The organism is Rhodococcus sp. NPDC004095 (assembly GCF_053604015.1).
The window spans coordinates 155,624-175,073 of sequence record NZ_JBSGGS010000002.1 but is presented as its reverse complement, the minus strand read 5'-3'; the positions used below and the strand labels follow the sequence as shown (position 1 = coordinate 175,073).

General features: G+C 70.1%; 19 protein-coding genes. 8 read left to right on the top strand and 11 right to left on the bottom strand.

Translation table 11 applies throughout. The annotated features are described in order from the left end of the window. Positions 1-52: 52 nt before the first annotated feature. Positions 53-1,939, bottom strand: coding sequence for a non-homologous end-joining DNA ligase (gene ligD, locus ACWEPG_RS04035; protein ID WP_452593936.1), 1,887 nt, complete (start codon positions 1,937-1,939; stop codon positions 53-55). Positions 1,940-1,998: 59 nt separating this feature from the next. On the opposite strand from ligD, the gene ku reads away from it, so the two are divergent. After that, the gene (gene ku, locus ACWEPG_RS04030) at positions 1,999-2,841 is read left to right on the top strand and encodes a non-homologous end joining protein Ku (protein WP_450113785.1); all 843 of its coding nucleotides are present in this window, start codon (positions 1,999-2,001) and stop codon (positions 2,839-2,841) included. A gap of 52 nt (positions 2,842-2,893) precedes the next feature. Here ku and ACWEPG_RS04025 read toward each other — a convergent pair whose 3' ends face one another. The 9 genes from ACWEPG_RS04025 to ACWEPG_RS03985 all read right to left on the bottom strand — a co-directional run bounded on the left by ACWEPG_RS04025 (position 2,894) and on the right by ACWEPG_RS03985 (position 11,129). Beyond that, positions 2,894-3,352, bottom strand: a complete 459-nt coding sequence (locus ACWEPG_RS04025) for a DUF4334 domain-containing protein (RefSeq protein ID WP_450113786.1) — start codon at positions 3,350-3,352, stop codon at positions 2,894-2,896. Continuing rightward, entirely contained in the window at positions 3,349-4,500 is a 1,152-nt protein-coding gene (locus tag ACWEPG_RS04020; RefSeq protein WP_450113801.1) for an NAD(P)-dependent alcohol dehydrogenase, read from the bottom strand. Before ACWEPG_RS04020 ends, ACWEPG_RS04025 begins: the two co-directional genes overlap by 4 nt. Before the next feature lie 101 nt (positions 4,501-4,601). Further along, positions 4,602-5,006, bottom strand: a complete 405-nt coding sequence (locus ACWEPG_RS04015; RefSeq protein ID WP_450113787.1) for a metal-sulfur cluster assembly factor — start codon at positions 5,004-5,006, stop codon at positions 4,602-4,604. Next, positions 5,003-5,512: a Fe-S cluster assembly sulfur transfer protein SufU gene (gene sufU, locus ACWEPG_RS04010; RefSeq protein ID WP_450113788.1), complete on the bottom strand. Its 510-nt coding sequence runs from the start codon at positions 5,510-5,512 to the stop codon at positions 5,003-5,005. The genes ACWEPG_RS04015 and sufU overlap by 4 nt, the downstream gene beginning before the upstream one ends. Before the next feature lies 1 nt (position 5,513). After that, positions 5,514-6,818: a cysteine desulfurase gene (locus ACWEPG_RS04005; protein ID WP_452593935.1), complete on the bottom strand. Its 1,305-nt coding sequence runs from the start codon at positions 6,816-6,818 to the stop codon at positions 5,514-5,516. 4 nt (positions 6,819-6,822) lie between these two features. Continuing rightward, positions 6,823-7,629, bottom strand: coding sequence for a Fe-S cluster assembly ATPase SufC (gene sufC / locus ACWEPG_RS04000; RefSeq protein WP_450113790.1), 807 nt, complete (start codon positions 7,627-7,629; stop codon positions 6,823-6,825). A gap of 49 nt (positions 7,630-7,678) precedes the next feature. Beyond that, positions 7,679-8,899, bottom strand: coding sequence for a Fe-S cluster assembly protein SufD (gene sufD, locus ACWEPG_RS03995; protein ID WP_450113791.1), 1,221 nt, complete (start codon positions 8,897-8,899; stop codon positions 7,679-7,681). Continuing rightward, entirely contained in the window at positions 8,899-10,353 is a 1,455-nt protein-coding gene (gene sufB, locus ACWEPG_RS03990) for a Fe-S cluster assembly protein SufB (RefSeq protein ID WP_450113792.1), read from the bottom strand. The genes sufD and sufB overlap by 1 nt, the downstream gene beginning before the upstream one ends. A 107-nt stretch (positions 10,354-10,460) precedes the next feature. After that, positions 10,461-11,129 (bottom strand): helix-turn-helix transcriptional regulator, encoded by a 669-nt coding sequence (locus ACWEPG_RS03985; RefSeq protein WP_450113802.1) that lies wholly within the window; start codon positions 11,127-11,129, stop codon positions 10,461-10,463. A 241-nt stretch (positions 11,130-11,370) separates the two neighbouring features. Here ACWEPG_RS03985 and mptB point away from each other — a divergent pair, with 241 nt between their 5' ends. From mptB to ACWEPG_RS03955, 6 genes are all read left to right on the top strand, one after another. Further along, the gene (gene mptB, locus ACWEPG_RS03980) at positions 11,371-13,074 is read left to right on the top strand and encodes a polyprenol phosphomannose-dependent alpha 1,6 mannosyltransferase MptB (protein ID WP_452594068.1); all 1,704 of its coding nucleotides are present in this window, start codon (positions 11,371-11,373) and stop codon (positions 13,072-13,074) included. Further along, positions 13,071-14,009: an ABC transporter ATP-binding protein gene (locus tag ACWEPG_RS03975; protein ID WP_450113793.1), complete on the top strand. Its 939-nt coding sequence runs from the start codon at positions 13,071-13,073 to the stop codon at positions 14,007-14,009. The genes mptB and ACWEPG_RS03975 overlap by 4 nt, the downstream gene beginning before the upstream one ends. A 2-nt stretch (positions 14,010-14,011) precedes the next feature. Next, a complete protein-coding gene (locus ACWEPG_RS03970) occupies positions 14,012-14,806 on the top strand; it encodes an ABC transporter permease (RefSeq protein ID WP_450113794.1) in 795 nt (264 codons plus the stop codon). Positions 14,807-14,860: 54 nt separating this feature from the next. Further along, the gene (locus ACWEPG_RS03965) at positions 14,861-16,291 is read left to right on the top strand and encodes a hypothetical protein (protein ID WP_452594067.1); all 1,431 of its coding nucleotides are present in this window, start codon (positions 14,861-14,863) and stop codon (positions 16,289-16,291) included. A 141-nt stretch (positions 16,292-16,432) separates the two neighbouring features. Next, entirely contained in the window at positions 16,433-17,413 is a 981-nt protein-coding gene (locus ACWEPG_RS03960) for a COX15/CtaA family protein (protein WP_450113795.1), read from the top strand. Positions 17,414-17,497: 84 nt separating this feature from the next. Then, positions 17,498-17,986: an SRPBCC family protein gene (locus tag ACWEPG_RS03955; RefSeq protein WP_450113796.1), complete on the top strand. Its 489-nt coding sequence runs from the start codon at positions 17,498-17,500 to the stop codon at positions 17,984-17,986. A gap of 84 nt (positions 17,987-18,070) precedes the next feature. Here ACWEPG_RS03955 and ACWEPG_RS03950 read toward each other — a convergent pair whose 3' ends face one another. Then, positions 18,071-18,436, bottom strand: a complete 366-nt coding sequence (locus ACWEPG_RS03950) for a hypothetical protein (protein ID WP_450115689.1) — start codon at positions 18,434-18,436, stop codon at positions 18,071-18,073. Positions 18,437-18,469: 33 nt separating this feature from the next. On the opposite strand from ACWEPG_RS03950, the gene ACWEPG_RS03945 reads away from it, so the two are divergent. Then, positions 18,470-19,435, top strand: a complete 966-nt coding sequence (locus ACWEPG_RS03945) for a quinone oxidoreductase family protein (RefSeq protein ID WP_450115688.1) — start codon at positions 18,470-18,472, stop codon at positions 19,433-19,435. Positions 19,436-19,450: the final 15 nt, after the last annotated feature.

Genomic DNA, 19,450 nt, shown 5'->3' with positions numbered 1-19,450 from the left:
CAACCGCCACCGACACGACCCGCACACCTGCCCGTGGGGTCGGTGCGCACGATCACGACAGGCCGTCGACGTCGGCCACCGACTTGTCCGGCCGCAGCCCGCGCCACACCGGATGCCGCAGCCTGCCGTCCCCGGTGACCTCGGAGAACCGCACCTCCGCAACGAGTTCGGGACGCATCCAGTGCGCCGACCGTGCATCCGGGGCGGGAATCGCGCCGAACGGCGACTCGTCCGTCGCCAGTGCGGCGGCCGCCTCGTCGAGTTCCGCCAGGATCGCACCGGTCAGACCACTGCCGACCTTGCCGACGTAACGGAGCCCGCCCACTCCGTCGGGGATTCCCAGGAGCAACGACCCGATCCCCCGGGCGCGACCGCCCTCCCCCGGCTGCCAACCGCCGATCACCACTTCGCAGCTGCGAAAGTGCTTGATCTTGAGCCAGTTCGACGACCTCCCCGATCGGTATGCCGAATCCCGGCGCTTCGCGACCAGTCCCTCCATGTGCCGTTCGGCGCTGGCCTCGAGCGCGGCCGTGAAATCGTCGGGAGCCGGTTCGGTCGGCCGCCACGGGCCGTCCTCCTCGAACCGGATCGCGTCGAGCACCGTGCGCCGGTCCCGATAGGACTTGCCCGCGAGCGTGGTGCCGTCGAGTTCGAGGATGTCGAACACCTGCAGCGCCACCGGATACGCCTCCGTGACCGCTGCCACGTCCCGCGGCCTGCTGCGCCCCATCCGCCGCTGCAGCCGCGCGAAACTCGGCGCGCCGTCCGCGCCGTACGCGACGATCTCCCCGTCGAGCACCCCCGAGTGCCCGTGCAGCCCGGCCGGGATCTGCAGCAGCTCCGGATAGGTGGCGGTCAGGTCGTTGCCGTTGCGGCTGACCAGTCGCACCGAGCTCGTCCCGGAATCCGCGTCGGACGCGAAGTGCACCAACGCCCGGATCCCGTCCAGCTTGTACTCGAACGCCCACACCGCGGGGTCTGCCCGCCGCGCGAATTCGTCCGCGGTGGTCGCGGTGGCCAGCATGGGCGACGGCGTCGGCACGTGTGTGGCCGACCGGCCCTCCGCCGGCGCAGGCTTCGGCACGACCGCCGGCGCGACCGTCGCCCGCACCCGGGCCAGCACCTCACGGAACTCCAGCTGCGCCAGGCCCGGCTGCTCGAGCTCGTCCCAGGTGCGTGGGGCCGCCGCATACGGCCGGGCCGTTCCCCGGAGCGAGTACGGCGAAATCGTGGTCTTGGAGGCCGAGTTCTGGCTCCAGTCCACGAACACCTTCCCGGTCCGCTGCGACCGCGTCATCGTCGCGGTGACCGAATCCGGCGTCTGCCGTTCGAGTTCGCGCGCAATCTCCTTCGCGACCTCGCTGCACCGCCTCGACGTCCACCCCGGCGGGACACCGGCGTAGAGGTGAATTCCCTTGCTGCCACTCGTAACTGGCAACGCGTCCAGTCCACGGGCGCGCAGCCGCTCGCGGACGCGGACCGCCACCGACGCACACTCGTCGAGGGTGACACCCGGCCCCGGGTCGAGATCGATCACGAGACGGTCGGGATCGGCCGGACTGCCGTCGGGCGCGAATCGCCACTGCGGGACATGGAACTCCAGTGCCCCGGACTGCGCGAAGTAGACGAGCGCCGCGAGTTCGGTGACCTCCGGGTAGTCGACCGTGCGCCTGCCCTGGGTCAGGGTGTGCCGTGGCACCCAGTCGGGGGTCGCCGCCTCGACGTTCTTCTGGAAGAACGGCTCCGCCGCGGTGCCGTCGGGCCACCGCTTGCGGGTCAGCGCCCGGCCGGCGAGCAGCGGCAACAGCACCGGTCCGACCTCCGTGAAGTACTGCAGCACCTCGGCCTTGGTGGTGCCGGTCTCCGGGTACAGCACCTTGTCGAGGTTGGTCAGGGTCAGGCGCCGGTTTCCGACACGCACCGCCGCGTTGTGAGTCATCCGCATCCGCCCTTGGCTTTCACCTGGCCTGATCCCAGAGTATGGACCATCATGGTGTGATGCGGTCGATATGGAAAGGCTCCATCGCGTTCGGTCTGGTGAACGTCCCGGTGAAGGTGTACTCCGCCACCGAGGACCACGACATCAAGTTCCACCAGGTCCACGGCAAGGACGGCGGACGCATCAGGTACAACCGGGTCTGCTCCGAGTGCGGCGAGATCGTCCAGTACGCCGACATCGACAAGGCGTACCTGTCCGAGGACGGCGCTCAAGTGGTACTCACCGACGAGGACTTCGACAAGCTCCCAGCCGCCGAGAAGCACGAGATCCCGGTCCTGCAGTTCGTGCCCTCCGACCAGATCGACCCGATCCTGTTCGACAAGAGCTACTTCCTCGAACCCGACTCCGCGTCCCCGAAGGCGTACAACCTGCTGGCCTCGACACTCGTCGGCAACGACCGCACCGCGCTCGTACATTTCACCCTGCGGCAACGCACCAGGCTGGCGGCACTGCGGGTACGCGACGGGATTCTGGTGGTGCAGACCCTGCTGTGGCCCGACGAGGTCCGCGCCGCGGAATTCGAGTCGCTCGAGGAGGGCACCTCGCCGAGCGAGAAGGAACTCGCGATGGCCACCATGCTGGTCGACTCGATGTCGGAGGACTTCCACCCGGAGTCCTACACCGACGACTACCAGGTCCAGCTCCAGAAGCTTCTCGACGAGGCCATCGCGAACGGCGGCGAGAAGGTCACCGTGCCGTCGGGCGCCGCGCGCGAGGCCGATGCCGAGGTCGTCGACCTCGTCGCGGCCCTCCAACGCAGCGTCGACGAGGCCAAGAAGACCGACGGTGCGAAGAAGGGCCCGACGAAGGCGTCGCCCGGGCGCAAGGCCAAGACCGGCTGACGGCCCCAGACGTCGGTTGTCAGGATCGCGCGTCGGTCGTCACGGTCGAGCGTCAGTCGTCGCGATCGAGGACGAACCAGAAGTGTTCGCCGCCGTCGAGGACGTTCTTGCCGTTCATCACCCCGAGCAGGGTGTCGGGGCCGACCCGTTTGAAGTGGTCGAACACCGGCATCCCGTCGTAGACCATCGTCGCGGTCGACTCGCCCCGGAACTCGACCATCCACAGGCTCGCCTCGCCGTTGCCCGCCTCGACGTCGGAGAACAGGTTCCCGTCCGCGTCGCGGCAGATCAGCGGCTGCACGTCGAACCGGGAGCCGAACGTCTTGCCGTACCAGCGTGTCCGGTCGAGCAACCGGCCGGTGCGGTGCCCGGTCCGCATGCCGCGACCGCGCCAGCTCCCCGACAGCTCGTCGACCCGGACCACCGGCAGTTCGTCCCACAGCCGGTCCAGCTCCCGCGGATCCACGGTCTCCGCCGCGAGCAGCTTCTCGACATGGTCGTGAACAGTCATGATGCGCCTTCCTGAGTGAACGTGAGGACCGCCTTGACCGCCGCACCGGAACGGGCGGCGTCCAGCGCGGCGGCGAGGTCGTCGAACGCGAACGTCGTGATCAGCTTCTCGAAGGGGAACCTGCCTGCCCGCCACAACGAGATCAGCTCGGGGATGAACTGCTGTGGGTCGGCGTCGCCCTCGATCACGCCGGTGACACTGCGCCCCAGCAGGAGTGCGGATTGGTCGAGCGTGACCGGGTTCCGCTGTCCGCGCAGGCCGACGGTCGCGCAGCTGCCGGGCGAGCGCAGCACCGACACCGCGGTGCCGAGCACCTCGGCGGTGCTGACGGTGTCGACGCTGTGGTCGGCTCCGCCGTCGGTCACCGCGCGAATCCGGCGCGCCAGATTCGGTTCCGCGCTGTCGATCACGGTGCTCGCGCCGAGGGCGAGTGCCAGTTCACGGCGTGCGGGCACCGGGTCGACGACCACGATCGTCGCGCACTCGGCGACCACCGCGGCCAGCACCGCGGCGAGACCGACCGCACCGGCGCCGAACACCACGATCGAGGCGCCCGGCCGCGGACGCAGCACGCGCAGCACCGCCCCGGCACCGGTCTGGACACCGCAGCCCAGCGGTCCGAGGAGTTCGATCGGCAGATCACCGTCGACCCGGACGGCGTCGGCGGCACGGACGACGGCTCGGGTGGCCATCGACGACTGCCCGAACCAGTTGCCGTGCAGTGCAGTCCCGTCCAGGCGCAGTGTGGTGGTGCCGTCGGGTCGCCGGCCCGAGTGGTTCAGGACCGCGAAGTGCTCGCAGTAGGCGGGGCGGCCCTCGTCGCAGTTGCGGCAGCCGCGGCACGCGGAGTAGCTCAGCACGACCCGGTCGCCGGGTGCGAGCGTGTCGACCTCGGTGCCGACCGCCTCGACCACCCCGGCACCTTCGTGACCGAGTACGGCCGGCACCGGGATCGGGATGCTGCCGGCAGCGGCGGTCAGGTCGGTGTGACAGATGCCGACCCCGGCGATCCGTACCAGGACCTCGTCCTCCTGCAGGGCGTCGACCTCGACGTCCCTGATCTCGAACGGGTCGCCGAATCCGCTAAGCACCGCCGCACGTGCTCGTGTTCCCACCCACACCCCCGAAGGTCCGCACTCGCCCGCCATCGTCGACACCGGATGAGAATCGTGATTAACTTCCTGCGCGAGTGTAGACGCGAAAACCCCGCCGATACAGGGGGTCGGCGGGGTTTTCCGGGAGGGGTGCGTCAGACGGTGAAACCGAGCGCCCGAAGCTGCTCGCGGCCGTCCTCGGTGATCTTGTCCGGACCCCACGGCGGCATCCAGACCCAGTTGATCTTCAGTTCCTCGACGAGGCCGCTCTTGACCAGCGCACCGCGGGCCTGCTCCTCGATGACGTCGGTCAGCGGGCAGGCCGCGGACGTCAGCGTCATGTCGATCGTCGCGACCGACTCGTCGTCCACGGCGATGCCGTAGACCAGGCCGAGATCGACGACGTTGATGCCGAGTTCGGGGTCGACGACGTCGCGCATCGCCTCCTCGAGGTCGTCCACGAATGCCTGCTGTTCCGGGGTCAGCTCGACCGCCGGTTGCGCCGGCGTCGTGTCGGTCGCGACGGCCTCGTCGGGCGTGCCCGCCTGGGTTTCGGTCATGATGCAGATCCTCCGGTCACCGCCGGCACGGTGCCGGCCCCGTCACCCGAGGCCGCAGGCGCGTCCTCGGTATCAACTATCTGAACAACGGCGTCCTTGAATGCCATCCATCCCAGCAGCGCACACTTCACACGCGCCGGATACTTCGCGACACCCGCGAACGCGATGCCGTCGCCGAGCACCTCCTCGTCGCCCTCGACGGTGCCGCGGCTGGTGACCATCTCGTTGAACGCCTCGACCACGTCGAGCGCGTCGGTCACCGCCATGCCGGTCACCTGGTCGGTGAGCACCGATGTCGCGGCCTGACTGATCGAGCAGCCCTGACCGTCGTACGACACGTCACCCACGCGACCGTCGTCGGTGATCGCGACCCGCAACGTGATCTCGTCCCCGCACGTCGGGTTGACGTGATGCACCTCGGCGCCGAACGGTTCGCGTAGTCCTCGGCCGTGTGGGTGCTTGTAGTGGTCCAGGATCACCTCCTGGTACATCTGCTCCATCCGCATGTCAGGACGCCCCGTCGATCGTGCCGTCGTCCTCGCGCAGCGGCTCGAGAACCTGGTGGGTGCCGAAGAACTCCTGCGCCCGCCGGATCGCGGCGGCGAGGGCGTGCACCTCCTCGGCGGTGTTGTAGACCGCGAACGACGCCCGCGCGGTCGCCGCGATGCCGAACCGCCGGTGCAGCGGCCACGCGCAGTGGTGCCCGACCCGGATCGCCACGCCCTCGTCGTCGAGGATCTGGCCCAGGTCGTGGGCGTGGATACCGTCGACGACGAACGACACCGCGCCACCACGATTCTCGGCGGTCACGGGTCCGACGATCCGGACCCCGGGCATCGCGCCGAGCAGGTCCAGCGCCAGCTCGGTCAGTTCGTGCTCGTGGGCCGCGACGGCGTCCATCCCGATCGCCTCGAGGTACTCCACGGCCGCACCGAGCCCGACCACCTGCGAGGTCATCGGCACGCCTGCCTCGAACCGCTGCGGCGGCGCCGCATAGGTGGTCGCCTCCATCGTGACCGTCTCGATCATCGACCCGCCGGTGATGAACGGCGGCATCGCCGCCAGCAGCTCCCGCTTGCCGTACAGCACGCCGACCCCGGACGGGCCCAGCATCTTGTGTCCGGAGAACGCCGCGAAATCGACGTCGAGGGCGTGGAAGTCGACCGGCATGTGCGGCACCGACTGGCACGCGTCGAGAACCACCAGCGCACCGACCGCCCGCGCCCGCCGCACCAGCTCCTCGACCGGCGCAACGGCGCCGGTCACGTTCGACTGGTGGGTGAACGAGACGACCTTGACGTTCTCGCTCAACTCCAGCGAGTCGAGGTCGATCCGGCCGTCGTCCGTCACCCCGTACCAGCGCAGCGTCGCGCCCGTCCGGCGGGCCAGCTCCTGCCACGGCACCAGGTTCGCGTGATGCTCGAGCTCGGTGATCACGATCTCGTCACCGGGCCCCACGTGCCGATCGAACCGGGCGTCGCCGAGCACGTACGTGACCAGGTTGAGCGCCTCGGTCGCGTTCTTCGTGAACGCCAGCTCGTCCGGGTCCGCGCCGACGAACCGGGCGATCGCCACCCGGGCGTTCTCGTAGGCGTCGGTCGCCTCCTCGGCGAGCTGGTGCGCGCCGCGGTGCACGGCCGCGTTGCAGGTGGTGAGGAACTCACGCTCGGCGTCGAGCACCTGGACCGGTCGCTGCGAGGTGGCCCCGGAGTCCAGGTACACCAGCGGCTTTCCGTCCCGCACCGTGCGGCTCAGGATCGGGAAGTCCCGGCGGATGCTCGTGACGTCGAGCGCGCGCACGGTGCTGGTCATGGAATCAGGCTCCCGCCGTCGCTGCCTGGGTGAAGCGGACGTAGCCGTTGGCCTCGAGCTCGTCGGCCAGCTCGGGGCCGCCCGACTCCACGACCTGACCGCCGACGAACACGTGCACGAACTGCGGCTTGATGTAGCGCAGGATCCGCGTGTAGTGCGTGATCAGCAGCACGCCGCCGTGCTCACGCTCCTGGTAGCGGTTCACGCCCTCGGAGACGATCCGCAGCGCGTCGACGTCCAGACCGGAGTCCGTCTCGTCGAGGATCGCGATTTTCGGCTGCAGCAGGCCCAGCTGCAGGATCTCGTGGCGCTTCTTCTCACCACCGGAGAAGCCCTCGTTGACGGAGCGCTCACCGAAGGCCGGATCGATCTCCAGCTCGCTCATCGCCTCCTTGACCTCCTTGACCCAGTGCCGCAGCTTGGGTGCCTCGCCACGGACGGCGGTGGCGGCGGTGCGCAGGAAGTTCGACATCGACACGCCCGGCACCTCGACCGGGTACTGCATCGCGAGGAACAGGCCGGCGCGGGCCCGCTCGTCGACGCTCATCGCGAGGACGTCCTCACCGTTGAGGGTGATGCTGCCGGACGTGATCTCGTACTTGGGGTGACCGGCGATCGCGTAGGAGAGGGTGGACTTGCCGGAGCCGTTGGGGCCCATGATCGCGTGCGTCTCACCGGACCGCACCGTCAGGTTCACACCCTTGAGGATGTTGATCGGTTCGGCGTTCTCGTCGGTCTGCGCGACCCGGACGTGCAGATCCTTGATCTCCAGCACGGAAGGCTCGGCGGCGGGGGTTTCGGGGGTAGTCATTCAATGAGTCCTTTGAGAAGTGTTGTGCCGGCGGCTGACTCGCCGGAATTCAGACGCCGACCGCGGCGAGCTCGACCTCGATGGCCGCTTCGAGGCGCTCGCGCACCTCGGGGACGGCGATGCGCTCGATGATCTCGTGGAAGAAGCCCCGGACCACCAGGCGCCGGGCCTGCTCCTCCGAGATTCCGCGCGAGCGCAGGTAGAACAGCTGCTCGTCGTCGAACCGGCCGGTGGCGCTGGCATGGCCGGCGCCGACGATCTCGCCGGTCTCGATCTCCAGGTTCGGCACCGAGTCCGCGCGGGCGCCATCGGTGAGCACCAGGTTGCGGTTCATCTCGTAGGTGTCCGTGCCTTCGGCCGCGGCACGGATCAGCACGTCGCCGACCCAAACGGTGTGCGCGTCGGGCTGATGCGCCTCGGCGCCGGCGACGCCCTGCAGCGCGCCCTTGTACACGACGTTCGACTTGCAGTGCGGCTGAGAGTGGTCCACCAGCAGCCGGTGCTCGAAGAACTGGCCGGCGTCCGCGAAGTACAGACCGAGCAGCTCGGCGTCGCCGCCGGGACCGTCGTACTTCACCACCGGAGTGACGCGGACGACGTCGCCGCCGAGCGTCACCGCCGTGTACCGCAGCACCGCGTCGCGACCGATGCGGGCGTGGTGCGCGGCGACGTGCACGGCGTCGTCGGCCCAGTCCTGCACCGCGACCACGGTCAGCTTCGCGCTGTCGCCGAGCACGAACTCGACGTTCTCCGCGTAGGTTCCGCTGCCCTTCTGGTCGAGCACCACGGTCGCCGAGGCGAACGCCTCCAGACGAATCTGGATGTGCCCGTAGCCGACCTGTCCCTCGCCGGGACCGGTGACGACGACGTTGATCGCGTCGGCGATCTCGCGTTCGGTACCGACGGTCACCACGGTGGCCGTCTCGAAGCCCGAGTACGCCTGCGCGGCAACCCGATCCGCCGGGACACCGCCCTGACCGAGCCGGGTGTCGTCGCGGCCGACCGTCTCGACGGTGACCCCGTCCACCGCCGTCACCTCGACGGTCGCGGAACCGGAGCGGACCGCAGAGCCGTCGTGCAGGCCGCGCAGCCTGCGCAGCGGGGTGAACCGCCACGCCTCGTCGCGACCGGCGGGCACCTCGAACGCATTCACATCGAACGACGTGAAGACCTCGCCCTTATTGGTGGCTGGCGCCGCCTGCGCATTCGTCGCAGGGTTCTCACCGGCGACGGCAGCCTTCACGCCCGTCGCCTCGCTTGCGTTGGCCACTAACCCACGGCCCCTTCCATCTGCAGTTCGATCAGGCGGTTGAGCTCGAGGGCGTATTCCATCGGCAGCTCCTTGGCGATCGGCTCCACGAAGCCGCGCACCACCATTGCCATTGCCTCGTCCTCGGTGAGGCCGCGGCTCATCAGGTAGAACAACTGGTCGTCGGAGACCTTCGACACGGTCGCCTCGTGACCCATCGACACGTCGTCCTCGCGGATGTCGACGTACGGGTAGGTGTCCGACCGGGAGATCTGGTCGACCAGCAGCGCGTCGCACTTGACGGTCGACTTCGAGCCGTGCGCGCCCTTGTTGACCTGGACCAGGCCACGGTAGGAGGCACGGCCACCGCCGCGGGCGACGGACTTCGACACGATCGTCGAGGACGTGTGCGGCGCCAGGTGCAGCATCTTCGCGCCGGTGTCCTGGTGCTGGCCCTCGCCGGCGAACGCCACGGAGAGCACCTCGCCGCGGGCGTGCTCGCCCATCATCCACACGGCCGGGTACTTCATCGTGACCTTCGAGCCGATGTTGCCGTCGATCCACTCCATCGACCCGCCCGCGTCGACCTTGGTGCGCTTGGTCACCAGGTTGTACACGTTGTTCGACCAGTTCTGGATCGTCGTGTAGCGGCAGTGGCCGCCCTTCTTGACGATGATCTCGACGACCGCCGAGTGCAGCGAGTCGGACTTGTAGATCGGCGCGGTGCAACCCTCGACGTAGTGCACGGAGGCACCCTCGTCGACGATGATCAGGGTCCGCTCGAACTGGCCCATGTTCTCGGTGTTGATCCGGAAATAGGCCTGCAACGGGATGTCGACGTGCACGCCCGGCGGCACGTAGATGAACGAGCCGCCCGACCACACCGCGGTGTTCAGCGCCGAGAACTTGTTGTCCCCGGCCGGGATCACGGAGCCGAAGTACTCCTTGAAGATCTCCGGGTGCTCACGCAGTCCGGTGTCGGTGTCCAGGAAGATCACGCCCTGGGCCTCGAGGTCCTCGCGGATCTGGTGGTAGACGACCTCGGACTCGTACTGCGCCGCGACACCGGCGACGAGACGCTGCTTCTCCGCCTCCGGGATGCCCAGCTTGTCGTAGGTGTTCTTGATGTCCTCGGGCAGATCTTCCCAGGATTCGGCCTGCTTCTCCGTGGACCGCACGAAGTACTTGATGTTGTCGAAGTCGATGCCCTCGAGGTTCGACCCCCAGTGCGGCATCGGCTTCTTGTCGAAGGTCCGCAGCGCCTTGAGCCGGATGTCGAGCATCCACTCGGGCTCGTTCTTCTTCGCGGAGATGTCCCGCACGACGGCCTCGGACAGGCCACGCTGTGCGCTGGCACCTGCCACGTCGGCATCGGACCAGCCGTACTCGTAGTGGCCGAGCGAGGCGATGGCCTCGTCCTGCGTCAGGGTCGGCTGGTCGGGGCGGCCGGCTGCCTGATCCTGGGTGACGGTCATGCGAGCTCCTTCCGGAGTCTTGTTACGTGAGTCGTGTTGCGTGCGCGGCGCGGGCTGGGCACCGACGACGCGATGTTCGTGGGAGGGCGGAGTTCGTCGCTCGGTGGTCAGGTCGCTTCCTGGTGCACGGCACCGGGTGCGACCAGCGGTACGTGGGTGGTGCACGCGCAGTCCCCGTTGGCGATGGTCGCGAGCCGCTGCACGTGGGTGCCGAGGAGCTCCGCGAACGCCTGCGTCTCCGCCTCGCACAGCTCGGGGAATTCGGAGGCGACGTGGGAGACCGGGCAGTGGTGCTGGCAGATCTGCACACCGTTGCCGACCGGCCGGGTGGTGGCCGCGAACCCGGCGGACGTGAAGGCGTCGGCGATCGCGTCGGCGGTCTGCTCCACCTCGGCGGTGTCACCTCCGGTTGCGGGATCGATGTCGGCGACGATCGTCTGGACGCGGCGCCGCGCGAATTCGACGATCGCCGCCTCGCCGCCGATCTCGCGAAGCTGACGCATCGCGGCTCCGGCCAGGTCGTCGTACGAGTGCCCGAGCCGCGAGCGGCCCGCGGCCGTGAGCTGGAACTGCTTGGCCGGCCGGCCCCGTCCCTTCTGCTGCCAGCTCGCCGACCGCGTCGCACGGGCCTCACCGGCGTCGATCAGCGCCTCGAGGTGACGACGCACCCCGGCGGCACTCAGACCCAGCTCGGCGCCGATCTCGGTGGCGGTGATCGGCCCCTGTTCGAGCAGCAGCTTGACGACGGCCGCGCGGGTGTGACCCTCGTGACCCATCGCGGTGCCCGACGGCAGCGCCGAACGAGACGCGGCAACAGGCGCAGGACCTGCGCTTTCGCGATGCTCGGGGCGGATGTCTGCCGTTTTCACAACACCAGTGTGACGGAATTCGACCCGACGGTCCACCAAGGGTGCCCTGTGTAACACCGCTACGCTGCATCCTGTGCCGCAGACCGACGACACACCGGAGTCCGGTGACAGCGCAACCGCCGGGCCCCTATCCCGACGGGGCACTGCCCTGCTCTCTCGGTCGCAGACCCTCCTCAGCCGTGCCCTCGGACTGAACGGACCCCGCGACGGTTTCGCCGTCTCCAGCCTGCACGGCGACGAACCCGAGGCCCCCGGCCTCAACGCCCGCGAGACCGCACAGCTGCGTGGCGTCCGGCGCTTCGGCGCGACGGGCGCCCTGCTGATGGCACTCGGCGCTCTCGGTTCGGGCGCGCAGCCCGTGCTGCAGAACCCGGTCCAGGGACTGCGCCTCCTCGGCCTGCCCGCACGGATGCCGAGCGTCGCCATGACCATCACCCTGACCGGCAGCGCGATGGTCGTGCTGGCCTGGCTGCTGCTCGGCCGCTTCGCGGTCGGCAGCTTCCGCGAGGGTTCCGCCGTGCGACGGCTGACCCGGTCCCAGCTCGATCGCACCCTGCTGCTCTGGGTGGTCCCGCTCGCGATCGCCCCGCCGATGTTCAGCAAGGACGTCTACTCGTACCTCGCGCAGTCGGAGATCGCCGCCCGCGGCCTCGACCCCTACGCCATCGGTCCCGCGCAGGCCCTCGGCGTCGACCACATTCTGACCCGGACCGTCCCGACGATCTGGCGGGACACCCCCGCCCCGTACGGCCCGCTGTTCATCTGGATCGGGAAGGGCATCTCCGCCCTGACCGGCGACAACATCGTCGCGGGCATCTTCCTGCACCGCCTGCTCGCCCTCGCGGGCGTCGCGCTGATCGTGTGGGCCCTGCCCCGGCTCGCGCGCCGCTGCGGGGTCGCGAGCGTGACCGCGCTGTGGCTCGGCGCCGTCAATCCCCTGCTGTTGTTCCACCTGGTTGCCGGCATCCACAACGAGGCCCTCATGCTGGGCCTGATGCTCGCAGGCATCGAGATCGCGCTCCGCGCGATCGAGGGCGCAGACCCGATCCGGTTCAGCATCCGCGAGGGACGCAGCCTCGCCCTGCTCCTGGCCGGGTCCGGGCTCATCGCGCTGTCCGCGACGGTGAAGATCCCCACCCTACTTGCCCTCGGATTCATCGGCATGGCCCTCGCCAGGCGGTGGGGCGGCACGTTCCGGTCGGTGTGCGCTGCCGCGGCGCTGCTCGCCGCGGTCACGATCGTCGTGGTGCTCGCGGTCAGCCTGATCAGCGGGCTCGGATTCGGCTGGCTGAGCCCCGACACCCTGGGCACGGCCAACGAGGTGCGCAGCTGGATGTCGCTGCCGACCCTGCTCGGCCTGGGAACCGGTCTGGCCGGAGTGCTGCTCGGCCTGGGCGACCACACCACCGCCGTGCTCAGCCTGACCCGGCCGATCGCGTCACTGGCAGCGGCATTCGTTGCACTGCGGATGCTCGTCGCGGTCCTCCTCGGCCGCATCCACCCGATCGGCGCGCTCGGTGTGTCCCTCGGATTCCTGGTGCTCCTGTTCCCGGTCGTGCAGCCCTGGTACCTGCTGTGGGCCGTCATCCCCCTCGCCGCGTGGGCGACCCGGCCGGTGTTCCGCATCCCGGCGATCGCGCTGTCGTCGGTGGTCAGCCTGATCGTCATGCCGAACGGCGGCGAGTACCCGCCGTTCGTCATCGTGCAGGCCGCGATCGCCACCGTCCTCGTCTGCGGTTCCTTCATCGTCCTCACCCGCAACCGGCTGCCGTGGCGGGTCGAGACCGAGGCCTCGAACAGCGGGGCGTCGGACAGGACCGCAACCCCCGACGCCTACTCTGAGGTCCCGTGAGTTCTTCCGTGTCCGAACAACCCGTGCTCCGACTCAGCGGTGTGGTGAAGGCGTTCGACGGCACCGTCGCCGTCGACGGTCTCGACCTGACCCTCGACCGCGGCCAGGTGCTGGCCCTGCTCGGACCGAACGGCGCCGGGAAGACCACCACCGTCGAGATGTGCGAGGGATTCCAGCGACCGGACAGCGGAACCGTTCGGGTCTTCGGCCTCGACCCCGCCGTCGCCTCCGGCGACGTGCGCGCCCGCATCGGGGTGATGCTCCAGGGCGGCGGCGCCTACCCGGGCTCCAAGGCCGGCGAGATGCTCGACCTGGTCGCCGCCTACTCAGCGGACCCCCTCGACCCCGAATGGCTGCTGCGCGAACTCGGCCTCACCGACGCCGTCCGCACCCCGTACCGTCGGCTGTCGGGCGGCCAGCAGCAACGCCTGGCGCTCGCGTGCGCCCTCGTCGGACGCCCCGAACTGGTGTTCCTGGACGAACCGACCGCGGGCCTCGACGCCCAGGCACGGTTGATGGTGTGGGAACTGATCGAGGCGCTGCGCCGCGACGGCGTCTCGGTGCTGCTGACCACCCACCTGATGGACGAGGCCGAGGCACTCGCCGACCGGCTGGTGATCATCGACCACGGCCGCATCGTCGCGGAGGGCACCCCGAGCGAACTGACCCGGCACGGCGCCGCCGGCCGGCTTCAGTTCACCGCGCCCGCACACCTCGACCTGACCCGGCTGGCGGCGGCCCTGCCCGCGGGCTTCACCCCGAGCGAGCCGACCGCAGGCAACTACGTCGTCGAAGGCGACATCGACCCGGCCGTGCTCGTCGCGGTCGCCACCTGGTGCGCCGAACTCGACGTGCTCGCCACCGAGATCCGCGTCGACCAGCGCCGCCTCGAGGACGTCTTCCTCGACCTCACCGGAAGGGAGCTGCGGGGTTGACCATGTCCAACACCGACCGTCTCGCCGACAACCGGTTCACACCCGGCACCTTCGCGCCGAACCCGCGACCCGCACCGCCGCTGCGGATGCTCACCGCGCAGACCCGGCTCGAGCTGACCCTGCTCCTGCGCAACGGGGAGCAGCTGCTGCTGACGATGTTCATCCCGATCACGCTGCTGATCGGCCTCACGTTGCTGCCGCTGGGCGACCTCGGGGATCCCCGGGTGAACCGGGTGATGCCCGCGGTGATGATGGTCGCGGTGATGTCGACCGCGTTCACCGGGCAGGCCATCGCGGTCGGGTTCGACCGCCGCTACGGCGCGTTGAAACGGCTCGGCGCCACGCCGCTTCCGCGATGGGGCATCATCGCGGGCAAGAGCGCGGCGGTGGTGATCGTGGTCGCGATCCAGATGGTCCTCCTCGGTGCGATCGGATTCGCGCTCGGCTGGCGACCGGACCCGGCCGGGCTCCTGCTCGGTGCGGTCGTGATCGCCCTCGGCACCGCGATGTTCGCGGCACTCGGCCTGCTGCTCGGCGGCACGTTGAAGGCCGAGATCGTCCTGGCGCTGGCGAACGTGCTGTGGTTCGTGATGGCGGGCATCGGCTCGGTCGTGTTCGGCGGCGACGGCATCCCCGACGCGTTGCACACCCTGGCCCGGCTCGTGCCGTCCGGGGCGCTCGCCGAGGCCCTCGACCACGCCGTCTCCGGGTCGGTGGACGTATTCGCGATCGCGGTGCTCATCGTGTGGGGCGCGGTCGCGGCGTGGCTGGCGACCCGCTGGTTCAAGTTCACCTGACCGAAACTCCGGACAGGCGGGCAGGTCCGCGGCCATCATTCATCGGTGCCGATCATGCGCCCGACCCTCGTCCCGCTCCTCGCCGCCGTCACCCTCGCGGTCACGGGCCCTCCCGCGCTCGCACAGCCGGCATGGGGGCCGCTGGCGCCACCGAACCCGCACCTGGGACCGGTCGGCACGGCCACCATGCACGGGGACGCCGGGTCGTCCGATGCCACCCCGCTCGCCGGCCCCGGCACGGGAGCGGTCGGGGCCACCGAGATCCCGCTGCTGTCCGCATGCCCGACCCTGCTCGAGGGGTCCGACGGGCGGGTCGTCGCGTTGTGCACCGCCGTCCTCGGCCGGAAGCCGACGGTCCATCTGCTCGACGCAGGCAATACCCGGTCGGTGGCATCACTTGAGCTGGCGAAGGGCAGCCTGCTCGGCGGCGTCTACGCCTTCCTCGACGATCAGAACCGCCTCGTCGCCGTCGACGGCAACCGGCAGCTGCAGCGCATTGGCCACACCGCCGACGCCCTGTTCGTCGACTCCACGGTCGACCTGTCCGGAGCGGTTCCCGACGGCGACGCGGTGACCGGCCTGGTTCCGGACTGGTCCGGCAACGTCTGGTTCGCCACCGGAGGCGGCGTGGTCGGCACGCTCGATCCGGCCGGGACCGCACGCACCCTCCGGCTGCCCGCAGGCGAGCAGGTGCAGAACAGCATCTCCAGCTCCCCCACCGGGGTGTCCGTGGCCACCACCCACGCCCTGTACCAGCTGTCCGCGGGTGCGGACGCCGCCCCGACGATCGACTGGCGGCACACCTACGATCGCGGGTCCGCCCGCAAGCCGGGCCAGCTCAGTTGGGGCACCGGCTCGACGCCGACCTTCTTCGGCCCCGGCACCGGCCACGAGTACGTCGCGATCGTCGACAACTCGGACACCCGGGTGAATCTGATCGTGCGCCGCGCCGACACCGGCGACGAGGTGTGCCAGGCGCCGGTACTGGCCGCCGGAGGCCCGGGCAGTGAGAACTCCCCGATCGGCGTCGGCAACTCGGTGTTCGTGGCGGGTACCTACGGGTATCCGTACCCGACGGTGCCGGACGGTGCCGGTCCGGCGGTGCCGTCGTCCGCGCCGTTCACCGGCGGCATGACCCGGGTGGACATCGACGGTTCCGGCTGCCACGTGGTGTGGGACAACGCGGTGCGCAGCTCGGCGGTTCCGCACCTGTCGACCGCGGACGGCAACCTGTACACGGTGGTCCGGAAGGGGCAGCCGAACACGACTCCCCTCGACGGATTCGCGTTCGCGGTGATCGACCCCGCCACCGGCGCCGTCGTCTCCGAGTCCGGTCAGCCCGGCACCATCGCCAACGACACCCTGCAGATGTCGGCGCTGATCACCTCGCGGGGCGACTACCTGCAGGGCACGATCACCGGGCTGGTCCGGGTCCGGGCAGGCGACAGCGGCAGTATTGGCAGCGCGGGCAGTTCGGGGAGCTGACCGCCCCAACGACCGCGGCCAGCCGCCCCAACGACACGGCGGCGGGCCGCCCCAACGACACGGCGGCGGGCCGCCCCAACGACACGGCGGCGAGCCGCCCCAACGACACCGTGTAGTTGACCGGGCTCTACCATCGGACCCGTGCTGTATCGCGGCTTCGTGAGCCTGGTCAACCGTCTCCCCCTGCCTTCCCTGGCGGTCCAGAAGTGGATCGCGTTCGCGGTGATCCTGTCGCAGGGCGGCATCGCGGTCACCGGCTCGGTGGTCCGGGTCACCGCGTCCGGCCTCGGCTGCACCACGTGGCCGCAGTGCCACCCTGGCAGTTTCGTCCCGACGGGCAACTCGACCGCGCCGTGGTTTCACCAGGCCGTCGAGTTCGGCAACCGACTGCTCACGTTCCTGGTGATCGCGACCGCGGCGGCGGCGGTCATCGCGGTGACCCGCGCCGCCCGTCGCCGCGAGGTGCTGTTCTACGCGTGGCTGATGCCGCTGTCGACGGTGCTGCAGGCCGTGATCGGCGGCATCACGGTGCTCACCGGACTGCTGTGGTGGACGGTCGCCGTGCACATGCTGGTGTCGATGGCGATGGTGTGGCTGTCCGTGATCCTGTTCCACAAGATCGACCAGCCGGACGACGGCGTCGACGTGATCGTGCTGCCCAGGCAGCTGCGCTGGCTGACCGCGCTGTCCGGGGTGGCGCTGGCCGGCACTCTGGTCGCGGGCACGATGGTCACCGGCGCCGGACCGCACGCCGGTGACAAGAATCCCGAACGCACCGTCGAGCGCCTCGGCCTGGACATCACCAACCTCGTGCATCTGCACGCCGAACTTCTGGTCGGCTACCTGGCGCTGCTGGTCGGCCTCGGGTTCGCGCTGTACGCGGTCGGGGCGCGCGACGCGGTGAAACTGCGCATGAAGGTGGTCGTCGCCCTCGTCGCCCTGCAGGCCTGCGTCGGCCTGGTCCAGTTCTGGACGCACGTCCCCGCCGTCCTGGTGACCATCCACGTCGCCCTGGCCGGTGCGTGCACCGCCGCGACCGCGGCCCTCTACGCCGCGGGCCGGGTCCGCGAACCCGCGCCCACACCGGCCACGCCGGCCGCCACCGGCGTCACCGTCGACTGACCGGCACCCGCTCCGGATCGCGCATCGGCTCGGCATAGCATTCGGCACGCGTCACCCACCGAATCGAGAGCCGAAGGAGCCGTCATGCGCCTGCGCGACACCCCGACCGTCGAGGTCACCGAACGTCTGACCTGCAGCCCGGAGCGTGCCTGGACACTGGTGATCGACATCGATCTGCCGACCCGCGCCGACGGCGAACTGCAGCGGACGGAGTGGCTGGACGGCGCGACCGTCGTCGCCGTCGGCGCCCGGTTCCGCGGGTACAACGCGAACGCGCAGATGGGCGAGTGGCACACCGAGTCGGAGGTCGTCGAGGTCGAGGACGGCCGACGCTGGGTGTGGCGGGTGGGTCCGGCGGACGAGCCGTTCGCCCACTGGGGTTTCGAGGTCGACTCCGACGGTGACGGCGCCCTCGTCCGGCAATGGGCCAAGGTGGGCACCGGGCGGTCGCCGCTCGCCGACTTCATCGACCGGCACCCGGACCGGGAGGCCGCGATCCTCGATCACCGGATGTCGGTGTGGCGCGACGGGATGACGGCCAATCTGGCAGTGCTCAAGCAGCTCGCCGGCTGACCGTCTCTCTCCAGCCGACACAAAGACGTCGGGCCGGCTCACCGTGACGGTGAGCCGGCCCGGTTCGTGTGCGCCGCGGAAGGGTCAGCCGAGGCCGTTGCGGGCCTTCGGGAAACGAGTCTGGTTGGCAACCCAGCCGGCCATCTTCTGCCAGTGGCCGACCCGCGGGGTGACGATGCTGGTGACCGAGCGCTCCCAGCCGGAGGTGCCGAGACCCTCGACCGCGGCGACGACGGCCTTCGCGGTGGCGAGGTCGTCGACGACCTGGTCGCCGAGGACGCCGTCCGCGCCGACGAGGGTGATCCGGACGCCGTCCAGACCGATCGGCTGTACGACAGCGGTGGCGGAGCCGCCGTGCTCTGCGACGAATTTGCGCACCGCGGTGACGGTCCGCGGCGGTGCGACGACGGACGGGGCGGCCGCGCCGGAATCCTGGGTGTCCACACTCATGCGCTCAGGATACGACAGGGCAGAATCGTCGCCATGCGCGCAATCACCGTCGCCGAGTTCGGCGGCCCCGACGTCCTGCAGTACACCGAGATCCCGGACCCGGTTCCGGGTGAGAACGACGTGCTGGTCCGCACCGAGGCGATCGGCGTCAACTACATCGACACCTATTTCCGCACCGGCGCGTACGCGATCGACCTGCCGTACGTCGCCGGCGCCGAGGGCACCGGCGTGATCGAGGCGGTCGGCTCGAATGTCACGGACCTGCGACCCGGTGACCGCGTGGCGTGGTCCGACGCGCCGTCGAGTTACGCGGAGCTGGTCGTGGTCCCGGCCGCGAAGGCCGTCCCGGTCCCGGACGGCGTCCCCGCCCCGCAGGCCGCGTCGGCGCTGCTGCAGGGCATGACCGCGCACTACCTGCTGCACTCGGTGTACCCGGCGCAGCCCGGTGACACGGTGCTCGTGCACGCGGGCGCCGGCGGCGTCGGCCAGATCCTGACGCAGCTCGCCACCGCGCGCGGGGTGCGGGTGATCACCACGGTGTCGACCGACGAGAAGGCGGCGCTCTCGCGCGAGTGCGGGGCCGCCGAGGTGCTGCGCTACGGCGCCGATCTGGCCGAGCGGGTTCGGGCCCTCACCGGCGGCGAGGGCGTCGCGGCCGTGTACGACGGTGTCGGCGCCGACACGTTCGAGGCCAGCCTGGCGTCGCTGAGGATCCGTGGCACCCTGGCCCTCTTCGGGGCGGCCAGCGGACCGGTGCCGCCGTTCGACCCGCAGCGCCTCAACGCCGCCGGCTCGCTGTTCCTGACCCGGCCCACGCTTGCGCACTACACCCGGGACCGCGAGGAGCTCCTGTGGCGGTCCGGGGACGTGTTCGCCGCGATCGCCGACGACACGCTCACGATCCGGGTCGGCGCGACCCACCGTCTCGCCGACGCCGCGCAGGCGCACCGCGACCTGCAGGCCCGCAAGACGACCGGATCGATCGTCCTGGTGCCGTGACCGGGAAAGAGTGAA